Source organism: Cryobacterium sp. CAN_C2, assembly GCF_015751745.1.
Lineage (GTDB): Bacteria > Actinomycetota > Actinomycetes > Actinomycetales > Microbacteriaceae > Cryobacterium.
Map to the genome: position 1 here is coordinate 285516 of NZ_JADOUX010000003.1, position 12988 is coordinate 298503.

Consider the following 12988-nt stretch of genomic DNA (forward strand, 5'->3'; position numbering starts at 1 on the left):
CGACGACATCGTCATCGCCCCCGAGCGTCTCTACTCGGAGGCAGACCTTCTTTCCGCCTGGTCCGGAGCGATGGCCCCGGTGCGCGAATCGTCGGACTCCTCGTCTTCAGAATCAGAGTCAGACTCGTCATCAGATTCAGAATTCATGGTGAGCCCGGAGAAGTCGTAGCTGTCGGTGTGCATCGCCGCGTGCTGGTCGTAATCCCGGGCGGCACGCGGCATGTGGTCGAGCATATTCTCCACGTCGCCGACGGTCATGATCGGGCCGGTTTTGGGGGAGAGGGGCTGCTGGGTGTGGCTGTGCACCGTGTCGACGAGGCCGTCGAGCATGGCAACGGCGTCATCGACGATGGACTGGTCGTGGCTGCTGGAGCCGTGCAGCAACCAGCGAGCCAGCTCCAGCTCGGCATAGAGCATGGCGCGCTGGGTGATGTGGCTGTCGCTGCCCTGGCGGGCGGTCGAATACGCGGTGATGGCCAGTTCGGCGGCATCGCCGCGCGCGGCGAGTAGCCAGTGCAGGTCGCGCGCCGGGTCCCCGACGGCCAGGCCCGACCAGCCGAGAATTCCCGACACGGCGTCGTCGGTGATCAGAATGGAATCGGCCGACATCGAGCCGTGCACCACGGCGGGCGCGAACTGCCAGAGGGCGTCGTCGTCGGTCGCCTGCTCCCAGCGGCGCAATAGCGCGGCGGGCAGATAGCCGGTGTTCGCGGCTCGGTCGATCAGGTCGATCGCATCCGTACGGCACTGTTCGGCGCTCTGCTGTGGCAGCCCGGCGGTACCGATGAAGGCGCTCGGCAGCGAGTGGATCGCGGCGATGGCCCGCCCGATCGACCCGGAGACGCCCTCGTGCCCAGTGAGGGCATCCGCATCAAAACTCTCACCGGCCAGCAGCTCGTAGACGACCGCGCGGGTACCCTGGATCGGCGTCTGGCCGACATATTCCGGCACGTCGAACGGCAGCCGGCTGCGATTGCCGGTGGTGAGCGCGCGTAGCGCCACGAGGTCGGCGGACTGCTCGGTTTCGGCCGACTGGCTGGTGGGAACGCGAATGATCAATGCTCGGCCGTCTGCGTCAATGACGAGCGCCGAGTCGAACAGTCCGTGCGCGCCGGCACTGTGCTTGCGGGCGTAGGCCACGTCGAGCCCCGGAACTGCGGAGGTGGCTAACGCGGCTAGAGTGAGTTGAGTTCTGGCCATGCCTACTAGGTTAGATCGACTTCCGGTTGCGTGGTTGTTCGCCACGCCTCCACACACACCTTCTCGCAGAGCTCGGAGATAAACCATGTCGTTCACTTTCACGACGCGGTTGCCGCTGTCTCGCCACGCCGTCGACCGTGACCACCTGAGCCGCGACCTTCCGGGCCTATTCGACCAGCTCTGGGCGGATGCCGCCACCCGTGTTCTGCCCGTCTGGCGCGGCAAAATGCTGCTCGCGCCGCACCACCCCAGCAGTGCCGATACCCACGAGACGACCGGCGTGCACCTCACCCTGCTGCCACCGACCAGCGTGCCGAACACCGGCCTGCGCGTCTACCTCGGCCAGTCGCTGCCGACCGACCTGCCCGAACCGGCCGGTACCCGCATCATCGCCGTGCAGCTCGACGATGACTCCGCCGCCCGTCTCGAACCCGACGAGCAGCGCTGGGTGGGCCTGCGCACGGTCGCAACCGCACTTGACAACCGTGACGCCGGCCTGTTCACGGAGACCCTCGGCCTGTTCAACTGGCACGCCTCGCACGCGCACTGCCCGCGCTGCGGCGCCGCCACCCTGATTGAGCAGGGCGGCTGGGTGCGCCGTTGCCCCGTCGACAACAGCCAGGTGTTTCCGCGCACTGACCCCGCCGTGATCGTGCTCATCACCGACGCGGACGACCGCATCCTGCTCGGCTCCAACGCCATGTGGGAGAACAACCGCTACTCGCTGCTCGCCGGATTCGTCGAGCCCGGCGAGGCCCTGGAATCGGCCGTCATCCGCGAGATGTTCGAAGAATCCGGCCTGCGGGTCACCGATCCGGCCTATGTCGGTTCCCAGCCGTGGCCGTTCCCGGCCTCGGTCATGTGCGGGTTTACCGCCCGGCTCGCCGACGACCAGCCGGCCGGTGATCTACTGCCCGACGGCGCCGAGATTCTGGCGCTGCGCTGGTTCAGCCGGCAAGAACTGCGCGACGCCGGCGAGTGGATGCTGCTGCCCGGCCCGTCCTCAATCGCGCTCGCCATGATCGAACGCTGGCTCGGCGCCCCGCTGCCGGTCGCATCCGAATTGATCAGCCCGTGATGGTGCCCGTGACAGTCACGACCGACTCGTTGCTGAAGGGCCTCGACGACCAGCAGCGCATCGCCGCCGAAGCGCTGATCGGCCCCGTCTGTATGCTCGCCGGAGCTGGAACCGGCAAGACCCGCGCCATCACCCACCGCATCGCGCTCGGCGTGCTGACCGGCGCCTACGCCCCCAACCGGGTGATGGCGCTCACCTTCACGAGCCGCTCGGCCGCCGAACTGCGTGGTCGCCTGCGCCAGCTCGGCGCCGGGGGGGTGGCCGCCCGCACGTTCCACGCCGCCGCGCTGTCGCAGCTGAACTACTTCTGGCCACACGTGGTCGGCGGGCAGGCGCCGCGCATCCTCGACGGCAAGGGCCGCATTCTCGGGCACGCCGCCGAGGCCCTGCACCTCAAGATCGATACGGCCACCCTGCGCGACCTTGCCGCCGAGGTGGAATGGCGCAAAACCGCGGGCCTGAGCATCGAACAGTACGCGGCCGGCATCGCCCGCCGCAGCCTCCCCGGCCGGCTTGACGTCGACCAGGTCGTCGCCCTGCAACAGACCTACGAGAAGCTCAAAGACGAACGCAAGCAGATCGACTTTGAAGATGTGCTGCTCGCTATGGCCGGCATGATCGAGGCCGAACCGTCGGTGGCCCTCCAGGTGCGGGAACAGTACCGATTCTTCGTCGTCGACGAATACCAGGACGTCTCCCCGCTGCAGCACGACCTGCTCGCGCTCTGGCTCGGTGACCGCCGCGACCTGTGCGTCGTCGGCGACGCCAGCCAGACCATCTACTCATTCGCCGGTGCCCGCAGCGACTACCTGCTCGACTTTCCCAAACACTATGAAGATGCCACGGTGGTGCGCCTCGAGCAAAACTACCGGTCCACCGCGCCCATCGTCGCCACCGCCAACCAGCTCATGCGCGGCCGCTCCGGTGCACTGACCCTGCACGCCGCACAATCCGACACCGGCCCCGATCCGACCGTTCGTGGCTACGCATCCGATATGGCCGAGGCCCGCGGCGTTGCCGAGCAGATTCTGCAACTCATCGACTCCGGCACCAAACCCGAAGACGTGGCCGTACTGTTCCGGGTCAACGTGCAGGCAGCGCTGCTCGAAACGGCGCTGACCGAGGTGGGGGTGAGCTACCAGATTCGCGGAGCCAAACGGTTCTTCGACCTGCCCGAGGTGAAGCAGGCGGTTATGAGCCTGCGCGCGGCATCCGTTTCAATCATCGGGGAACCGCTGTTCAAATCGGTCAGCGACGTGCTGCGTTCCCTCGGCTGGAGCCAGACCGCCCCGGAGACGCGCGGCGCCGTGCAGGCCCGGTGGGAATCGCTCAACGCACTGATGGGCCTGGTCGACCAGGCCGCTGCGGGCACCACCTTTCGCCAGTTCACCGACGAACTCATGGAACGCCAGGCCGGCCAGCACGAACCGACGGTGTCGGCTGTGACGCTCGCCACCATGCACTCGGCCAAGGGCCTCGAGTGGGACGCCGTGTTCGTGGTCGGCCTGAGCGAGGGCCTCGTGCCGATCAGTTATGCGAGCACGTTCGAGCAAATCGACGAGGAACGCCGGCTGCTCTACGTCGGCATCACACGGGCCCGTCGGCGACTCGCGCTCAGCTGGTCGTCCGCGGGCGTGCAGGCTCGAGCAGCTCGGGAACGATCCCGTTTTCTGCAAGAGCTTGGCAACCGCACCGCTCGTGGAGCCGGTGCACGGACCGCGTAATTGTACCGGTGGCGGCGTCAATGCGCAGCGATCGGGCGAACACCGCAGACCGGCCCGTCTCCAGGCGATCCTGCACGAGCCCGGCCACCCGGGCTGCGACCTCGAAGCTCAGCCTGGGCGTTTCACTCGGGGCCTGCCGCGGGGCAAGCTGGCAGGCCATGGCCGGCCAGGCCGGATCGTCATCGACGTGCGCGAGTTCGAGACAGGTCAAGCAGGGCCCGAGGCCGGGTTCGACCAGCGGCCCGACCCGCGCGGCGCTGTCGCTGAAGACCACCGGCAGGTGGGGAATGTCACGGCGCAGCCAGTGTCCGTGACGTTCGGGAGAGAGAACGTACTGCCCGACCAGCACGGCCAGCTCGGGTTCGTCACCGGGTAGCGGTTCCTCGATGCTGAGGTTGGCCAGTAGGGTGCGCACGCGAAACGCGGTTCGTCCGACGCCATCGACAAACACAGTGCGGGTCAGCGGGGCGGCCGGTGGTCCCGCATCGTCGGGCACGAACAGCAGCACCGGCTCGAGCAGATCAAGCAGATCCGCCACCTCGGCAGCGGATGCCCCGGCGAGCGTTCCCAGCAGCATCGCACCCGATCGATGCACCCCAACGGCCAGGGCTGACAGCACGGCCTCGTGGGCGACCGTCAGCCCGCCGATCGTCACAACGGCGTGGTCGATGCCGAGTTGAACGCAATCCGGTGTGCGCCACACCAGCGGGTAGCGAGGATTCAGTCGAAGAGCCATGCCGACATGATGACGCACATGTCGCACGCGTGAATTAGTTCTCCACAGGCAGGGGACTGAGCGTGCGGGCGCGCTCACGATGAATATTGGGATTCAACGATCACGCGGCCCGCACCTCAGCGCATATCGGGGCGGGGCGAACTAGTAGCGAATGACCACGCGACCGTCGATCTTGCCGTGCTTCATCTCGTCGAGCACCTCGTTGACCTCGTCGATGCGGCGTTCGGAGACCGTGGGGTGAATCTGACCGCGGGCGTAGAACTGCAGGGCTTCTTCCATGTCCTGGCGGGTGCCCACGATGGAGCCGCGAATGGTGAGGCCCTTGAGGACGATGTCGAAGATCGGCGCGGGAAAGTCTCCCGGCGGCAGACCGTTGAAGACGATGGTGCCGCCGCGACGGGTCATGCCGATAGCCTGGCCGAACGCGGCCGGGTGTACCGCGGTGACGAGCACGCCGTGCACACCGCCGGTGGCTCTCTGAATGGCGGCGACCGGGTCTTCGTCGAGCGCGTTGATTACGAGCTCAGCGCCGTGCTGGCGGGCGAGGGCGAGCTTGTCGTCGGCGATGTCGACGGCTGCAACGCGTAGGCCCATCGCCTTGGCGTACTGCACGGCGATGTGGCCGAGGCCGCCGATGCCGGAGATGACCACCCACTGGCCCGGACGGGCCTCGGTCATCTTGAGTCCCTTATACACGGTGACCCCGGCGCACAGCACCGGAGCGATCTCGATCGGGTCGGCGCCGTGGGGAATACGCACGGCGAAGCGCGAGTCGACGAGCATGTACTGCCCGAACGATCCGTCCACGCTGTAGCCGCCGTTCTGCTGCGCTTCGCATAGGGTTTCCCAGCCGGTGCGGCAGTATTGGCAGCTCCCGCAGGCGCTCCAGAGCCAGGCGTTACCGACGAGGTCGCCGATAGCGAGGTCGTCGACGCCAGCTCCGAGGGCGACGATCTCGCCGACCCCCTCGTGGCCGGGAATGAACGGCGGGCTCGGCTTGACCGGCCAGTCGCCCTCCATGGCGTGCAGGTCTGTGTGGCAGACGCCGCTGCTGATCAGCTTGACCAGGGCCTGTCCGGGGCCCGGCGTCGGTACCGGAACCTCATCGATCGTTAAGTTCCGGCCGAACTCATGCACGACGGCCGCGTGCATGGTCGTCGGTACCCGGGTGGATGTGCTCGTCGCGGTATCGGTTGTTGTCATTGCCAAACTCCTTCGTTTGGGACATTTCGTCCGTTGGATGACGGTAGGCCAACAAAGGTTGCGGCAACGTTGCGGCCCCCGTTGAGGGGTGGAGACGTGTTTCTACTCCTCGTGCGGGCGCTCGGCTCCGTCATCACGCAGCAGGTCTTCGAGCGCCTGGTCGACGTCGTCGAGCACCGTGGGCTCCCCACGGGCCACGCTCGTGAGCTGAATGATCAGCCGTTGGGGGTCGTCGATGTCCTGCTCGGTCGGCAGCAGGTCGGGGTGCGACCAGAGCGCGTCTCGCGCTTGGTTGCCGACGGCATCCGTCACGGCTTGCCACATAGCGGCGGCCTCCCGCAGCCGGCGCGGTCGCAGTTCGAGACCAACGAGCGTCGCGAAAGCGGATTCGGCCGGACCACCGGAGGCCCGGCGGCGTTTGACCGTCTCGGCAATGGCATCCGCTTTGGGCAGGCGGATCGTAGCGCGAGCGGTGACGACGTCGACCCAGCCCTCGACCAGGGCGAGCATCGTTTCGAGGCGGGAGAGGGCCGCGAGCTGCGACTCGGACTTCTGCTGAATGAGGGAACCGTCGACCATGGCCTGGCGCAGGTCTTCGGGGTTGGACGGGTCGAAGCTTCCGGCCAGTTCTTCGAGCCGGCTGGAGTCGATGCTGATTCCGCGCGCGTACGCGGTGACCGCGCTGGTGAGGTGCAGGCGCAGCCAGCGCGCGTGACGAAACAGTCGAGCGTGGGCGAGCTCGCGCACGGCGAGATAAATCTGCACCTGATCGGCGGGAACGTCGAGGCCGGTGCCGAAGTCGGCAACGTTCTGGGGGAGCAGAGCGGCCTGCTGCTCGCCGAGCAGCGGAATGCCAACATCGCCGCCACTGACGACCTCGCTGGCCAGTTGGCCGACGACTTGGCCGAGCTGCATGGCAAACAGGGTGCCGCCGATGCTGCGAACAAGCTGGCTCGCGTTGGCGACCATACCCTGCATCTCTTCGGGCACCTGTTCGGCGAACACCCGGGTGAGGGAGTCGGAGATGCTCGTGGCGACGGGCTCGGCCAGCTGGGTCCACAGTGGCATGGTCGCGGTGACCCATTCGCGGCGGGTCATCAGGCGCGGTTCAACCGTGAGTTCGGCGACGGTGATGACGTCATCGAGCCAGAGGGCCGCGATGTGAAAGGCCTGGCGTAGCTGGGTCTGCTGCTCGTCGGTCGCCGTGAGTTGGCCGTTGGCCGCTCGCTGCTGACCCTGGGTGAGCGCAATCTGCCAGTCCACGCCGGTGCCCTGCGTATTGAGTGCGCCCTGCAGCTGTTGCATGAGCGCGGCCACGCTGGCAGGGTCATTGGGCAGGCCGGCGGCACCGGCGAGCTGGCTCGGGTCGATGCCGCTCTTGCCGCTCAGAATGTCGCGCAGCATGTCTCGGAACTCATCACCGTCGTGGTGATCTCCGGGCTCGCCGGGGTTCTGGTCCTTCGGGGGTAGGGAGTCGTCGGCCACTTCAGGCCCCTCTCAGTCGCTTACTTCTACGCTAGTGCGAGTAGCCCGCTCGGGGCTGGGAAATATCCTAGGCTGGAGCGCTTGTTGTGCGCCCGTCGCGAACACGGCCCCGTTGCCACACCCACAGCACGAATACAGCACAACACGGAAGGAGCACGGTGGCTCTCTTCACCGATGACTCACCGGCACCGCACGGTGCGCGGCGTCGCCGCCCCTCGATCGGCTGGTCGGCGCTGTTGATCGCCCTCGTGGCTGGGGTGATCCTCGGCATCATGCCGGCCCCCTACGTCATCGAGAAGCCCGGCCCGGTCTATAACACCCTCGGCTCGGCGACCTACGACGACGTGGAAACCGCCCTCATCACCATCCCCGTCGAAACGATCTACCCGACCAAGGGCACGCTCGACCTACTCACCGTGTCGCTGCTCGGCAACCGGGAGAACCGCCCGAGCTGGCTCACCGTCGCGGGAGCCTGGCTCGACCCGAGCGAGGCCGTGCTGCCCATCGACCAGGTCTTTCCCGCGAACGTCAGCACCGAACAGCGTGATGCACAGAGCAGCGCGGACATGATTAACTCCCAACAGGATGCCATCGCGGCAGCACTAACCCACCTCGGCTACGACTACCCCACCACGGTATCGGTGGTCAGTCTGCCCGACGGTTCTCCGGCTGACGGCGTCATCGAGCCCAAGGATCTGATTTCCGCCGTGAACGGTACACCGGTGGCCAGCGTCGCCGAGTTGCGGGCCACCCTGCAGGCCAACGGGGCTGAGAAAGCGGCGAGCCTCGACATTGTGCGTGGCGGAGTCGCCCAGACCGTCTCGGTAACGCCGGTCGACCAGGACGGCACGGTCGTGGCGGGGGTCAACGTGTCGGTTGCCTACGACTTTCCGTTCGAGGTACAGATTCAACTCGACAAGGTCGGCGGTCCGAGTGCCGGCATGATGTTCGCTCTCGGAATCATCGACAAGCTCACGCCGGGACAATTGCAGGGCGGCGAAAACGTGGCCGGTACCGGAACGATCGACCAGTCGGGCGTGGTCGGCCCGATTGGCGGCATTCAGCAAAAGCTGCACGGCGCGGTCGAAAACGGGTCCAGCTGGTTTTTGGCACCGGTCGATAACTGCAACGAAGTCACCGGCAATATTCCTGATGGCCTGAGCGTGTTCTCGGTTGCCACTCTCGATGACGCGCTGACCGCCCTCGATGCCATCAAAGCCGGCGACACGAGCGGCCTGCCCACCTGTCCCGCCAAATAACATCACGAAGCAGGCACAGCCACGAGTGGCAAAGATGACTCTCTCCTGGCGCGTCAGTAAGATAAGGGTCGACCCTGATCACTTAGAGCAAGAGGCCAATTCGTGAGTTCATCAGCAGCCGACAACGCCCCACGGCGCAGCCGAGCCCCGCTAGCAATCACTTCAGCAGTTATCGCGGGTTTGGTGATCCTGTTCTTTATCTTCGCTGGACTGTATACCGATGTGTTGTGGTTCGACCAGCTCGGGTTCCTGAACGTTCTCACCACGCAGTGGGTCGCCGGCACCGTGTTGTTTTTGATCGGGTTCGTCGCGATGGCCGTACCGATCTGGGTGAGCATTCAGCTGGCCTACCGGCTGCGCCCGGTGTACGCGAAGCTCAATGCGCAGCTTGATCGCTACCAGCAGGTCATTGAGCCGCTCCGCCGCCTCGCAATGTACGGCATCCCCGCTCTCCTCGGCCTGTTCGCCGGAGTGGCCGCCGCCACCCGCTGGCAGACCGTGCTGATGTGGCTCAATCGCACCGACACCGGGCGCGTTGACCCGCAGTTCAAGTTCGACATTTCCTTTTACCTGATGGACCTGCCCTTCTATCAGGCCGTGCTCGCCTTCGCATCCGCGGTTGTTCTTATCGCGGCTCTCGTCGCCGTCGCGACCAGCTACCTCTATGGGTCTATCCGGGTGTCGGGCCGTGAGGTGCTCATCTCGAAGGCTGCACGCGTGCAGATCGCTGTCACGGCGGCGCTCTACCTCCTGCTTCAGGCCGTGAGTATCTGGTTCGATCAGTACTCCACCCTGACCAACCAGGGCACGCTGATCACCGGTGCCGGTTATACCGACGTCAACGCGACCATCCCCGGCCGCGCCATTCTCGCCGGTATCGCCGCGGTCGTGGCGCTGCTCTTTATTCTCACGGCCATTATCGGTCGCTGGCGTCTGCCGGTCATCGGTACAGCGCTGCTGATCGTGTCGAGCCTGCTGATTGGCTCGCTCTATCCCTGGGTCGTCGAGCGCTTCCAGGTGGAGCCGAGCGCAAAGGCGCTCGAGGCCCCCTATATCGAACGCAATATCAACCTCACCCGCGACGCCTACGGCGTCGCCAATATCGAGGAAATTCCATACAACGCGAAAACCACGGCCGAGCCCGGTGCCCTCCGTGCCGACGCCGCGACCACCGCCAACATTCGTATTCTCGACCCGGCACTGGTCAGCGACTCGTTCGGACAGCTCGAGCAGTTTCGCCAGTACTACCAGTTTCCCAACAACCTCGACGTCGACCGGTACATGATCGACGGTACCTCGCAGGACACCGTCGTGGCCGTGCGCGACCTCAACCTCGATGGTCTGAACACCGGTAACACCTGGGTCAACTCGAAGACGGTGTACACCCACGGTTATGGTGTGGTGGCTGCCTACGGCAACCAGCGCTCGGTCGACGGACAGCCGGTGTTCCTCGAGTCCGGGATCCCGACCAGCGGCGCGCTCGGCGACTTCGAGCCGCGCATCTACTTCGGCGAGACCTCGCCGGAGTACTCCATCGTCGGAGCCGACAAGGGCGCCAAGCCCATTGAGCTCGACTACCCATCGGGCGTCGAGGGCGCGGGGCAGACCTACACGACGTTCTCTGGCGGCGGCGGACCGAAACTCGACAACGCGTTCAAGAAACTGATCTACGCGCTGAAGTTTCAGTCCGAACAGATCTTTTTGGCCTCCTCGGTCAACGACAAGTCCGAGATTCTGTACGACCGCGACCCGGTCACCCGCGTGCAGAAGGTGGCTCCGTACCTCACGCTCGACTCCGACGCCTACCCGTCGGTCGTTGACGGCCGGGTCAAGTGGATCGTTGATGGCTACACGACCTCGGCGAACTACCCGTATTCCTCACCGGTCAGCCTCAGTGACGCCATCGCCGACACGCAGACGCCGGCGCAGCCCTACGCGCTCGACAGCATCAACTACATGCGCAACTCGGTGAAGGCCACCGTCGACGCCTACAGCGGCGAGGTCACCCTGTACGCCTGGGATGACACAGAGCCGCTGCTGCAGACCTGGCAGAAGATCTTCCCGTCGACGCTCAAGCCCATGAGCGACATGAGTGGCGACCTGATGAGCCACGTGCGCTACCCAGCCGACCTGTTCAAGGTGCAGCGGGCCATCCTCGGCCAGTATCACGTCACCGACCCGGGGTCGTTCTACTCCAAGGACAACGCCTGGATCACGCCGAATGACCCGGATTCCCCGCCGACCAACCCCACCCTGCAGCCGCCCTACTACCTCACCATGCAGGTGCCCGGGTCGGACAAGCCGTCGTTCTCGCTCTACACGACCTTCCAGCCGGATGCGACCGGTGCGTCCAGCCGGAACGTGCTCTACGGCTATCTCGCCGTCGATGCTGACGCCGGATCAGAAGCCGGCGTCCGCGCTGACGGGTACGGCCAGCTGAGATTGCTCAACCTACCTAAGGACGGCACCGTTCCCGGCCCCGGCCAGGTGCAGAACGTCTTCAATGCTGACCCGACCGTATCGACCGAGCTCAACCTGTTGCGGCAGGGATCGTCGACGGTACTGAACGGTAACCTGCTGACGCTCCCGGTCGGCGGTGGGCTGCTCTACGTGCAGCCGGTCTACGTGAAGTCCACCGGTGAGACCAGCTACCCGCTGCTACAAAAGGTGCTCGTGGCCTTCGGTGACCAGATCGCGTTCGAAGACACCCTGAATGGTGCCCTCGATGTGCTGTTCGGTGGCGATTCGGGCGCTACGGCCGGTGACACGGCCGTGCCGGACACGGCCGCCACTGGTGGTGCGACAGGTGGTGCCCCCACGGGCACCGGCGTTCCGACCGGATCGACCGGCAATGCGGCAACGGATGCTCAACTCAAGGCGCTGCTCGCCGTCGCCAAGACGGCGCTCGCCGAGAAGGCAACCGCGCTCGCCGCTGGCAATTTCGCCGACTACGGCACCGCGGATGCCAAGCTCTCCAAGACGATCGCGAGCATGCTCACCCTGCTCGGCGAGTAGCCGCACCGCGTCAGCTGCCGCAAGCCCTCACCCGTCTTGGGTGGGGGCTTGCGGACGTTGTGCCGGATGGTGTTTCATACCAATAGAGACGCAATTTGCGGCGAATATGTTGCGATACCGACCCACCGTGGTCGACCGTGCTTTAAGGGTGTGCTAAAGTTGTACTTGTAGCGCGGGGTGGAGCAGTTCGGTAGCTCGCTGGGCTCATAACCCAGAGGTCGTAGGTTCAAATCCTGCCCCCGCAACAGAGGCCAATTCAGAGAATAGATTCACATCGTTCCGGCAATTGGTATGAAGAGGTCAGTTTCGAAGAAATTCGAAGCTGGCCTCTTTTTTTGTGCCGGTTTGTACGTGTTTTGTGCGCCCGCGCGGCCAAAGACATTGGTGTCGGTGCGCTTATGAGCGGGTTAACGACCAGAAACCTGCACGGGGCAGGATGAAGTTCTCGTGCCAAGGACGTTGAGGGACTTCCAGCAGGCCTCGTTGAGGAACTCTACGCGCGTGCCCGTTCACGGACGATCAACTCTGCTTTCCCGCATCCGCACCGTTTACTGCCTCGAAGTGTCGTCGGTCCCGCCGGGCTGCAAGAAGAAGGCGCACACCGCCGACGATACCGACCAAGCACACGCCCAGCCGGAGGAGAGTGATCCATATGGGCAGGTAGTTCCCCACGATGATACTGACGCCCAACGATGCTGAGAAGAACGCGATAATAATTTGCGTAAGTGCTCGGCCTCGCTGGCGGTCTAGTTCCATACGTCTTTGTATCAGTGAACTCATGAGCGAACTCTATATCCGCTCTTGATCTAGTGATCCGGCATGGAATAGTCGGCCGACGGCCTCACTCTTCAAAGCGCAACTGGCTTGTGAGTCGCAGCGGTCCGTGATGCCGTGTCGGGTGCTGGGCCCGTCAGCGGAACCATTCTCAAGTCTCATTGATCTTGTTGGGACGATGGGCACTGTGGATGTCCTGAGTATGGGGAGACGTACGTCATCAGGGATTGGGACGCCCGCAGTGTTGGGTGGCGGCCCGCATCAACAGCTGTCCACGAACGAACGGGGTGTTGGCGGAGAGCATCGGTTTGAGAGCCAGAACTGCGCCACCAGCGCTGGTTGCGTCTGATTGTAAAGTGGTGGGTATGCACGTAACGGAGACCGTTTCTGCTGAGCCGCGCTGTTCTGTTGAATTGCCTGGCTATCGAGTGAACTTCTGGCAGAAGACGTCTTTCGGTTCGTGGAACCTGGACGCTTACGTACTGAGCGGCGTTGAGGACGTTGGCGAGGTCCT

8 protein-coding genes and 1 tRNA gene are annotated in these 12988 nt (G+C 65.0%); 5 read left to right on the plus strand and 4 right to left on the minus strand.

What is annotated here, in order from left to right:
- Positions 1 to 30 precede the first annotated feature (30 nt).
- Complete coding sequence (locus IWX77_RS17410; protein WP_297412655.1) at positions 31 to 1200, minus strand: phosphotransferase; 1170 nt, start codon at positions 1198 to 1200, stop codon at positions 31 to 33.
- An 85-nt stretch (positions 1201 to 1285) separates the two neighbouring features.
- Between IWX77_RS17410 and nudC the strand changes: the two genes are divergently transcribed.
- Both nudC and IWX77_RS04465 read left to right on the plus strand, forming a co-directional pair.
- Positions 1286 to 2278: an NAD(+) diphosphatase gene (gene nudC / locus IWX77_RS04460; protein ID WP_196843303.1), complete on the plus strand. Its 993-nt coding sequence runs from the start codon at positions 1286 to 1288 to the stop codon at positions 2276 to 2278.
- On the plus strand, positions 2278 to 4002 hold the full coding sequence (locus tag IWX77_RS04465; RefSeq protein ID WP_196843334.1) for an ATP-dependent helicase: 1725 nt from the start codon (positions 2278 to 2280) through the stop codon (positions 4000 to 4002). Before nudC ends, IWX77_RS04465 begins: the two co-directional genes overlap by 1 nt.
- Here IWX77_RS04465 and IWX77_RS04470 read toward each other — a convergent pair.
- The 3 genes from IWX77_RS04470 to IWX77_RS04480 all read right to left on the minus strand — a co-directional run bounded on the left by IWX77_RS04470 (position 3893) and on the right by IWX77_RS04480 (position 7345).
- Positions 3893 to 4738, minus strand: coding sequence for a hypothetical protein (locus IWX77_RS04470; protein WP_196843304.1), 846 nt, complete (start codon positions 4736 to 4738; stop codon positions 3893 to 3895). The genes IWX77_RS04465 and IWX77_RS04470 overlap by 110 nt on opposite strands.
- Positions 4739 to 4879: 141 nt before the next feature.
- Positions 4880 to 5890, minus strand: coding sequence for an alcohol dehydrogenase AdhP (gene adhP / locus IWX77_RS04475; RefSeq protein WP_196843335.1), 1011 nt, complete (start codon positions 5888 to 5890; stop codon positions 4880 to 4882).
- A gap of 153 nt (positions 5891 to 6043) precedes the next feature.
- Positions 6044 to 7345 (minus strand): zinc-dependent metalloprotease, encoded by a 1302-nt coding sequence (locus IWX77_RS04480; protein WP_196843336.1) that lies wholly within the window; start codon positions 7343 to 7345, stop codon positions 6044 to 6046.
- A 239-nt stretch (positions 7346 to 7584) separates the two neighbouring features.
- Between IWX77_RS04480 and IWX77_RS04485 the strand changes: the two genes are divergently transcribed.
- The 3 genes from IWX77_RS04485 (at position 7585) to IWX77_RS04495 (ending at position 11945) form a co-directional block, all read left to right on the plus strand.
- Entirely contained in the window at positions 7585 to 8685 is a 1101-nt protein-coding gene (locus IWX77_RS04485) for a YlbL family protein (RefSeq protein WP_196843305.1), read from the plus strand.
- Positions 8686 to 8787: 102 nt separating this feature from the next.
- The gene (locus IWX77_RS04490) at positions 8788 to 11700 is read left to right on the plus strand and encodes a UPF0182 family membrane protein (protein WP_196843306.1); all 2913 of its coding nucleotides are present in this window, start codon (positions 8788 to 8790) and stop codon (positions 11698 to 11700) included.
- A 171-nt stretch (positions 11701 to 11871) separates the two neighbouring features.
- Positions 11872 to 11945, plus strand: a tRNA-Met gene (locus IWX77_RS04495).
- Positions 11946 to 12988: the final 1043 nt, after the last annotated feature.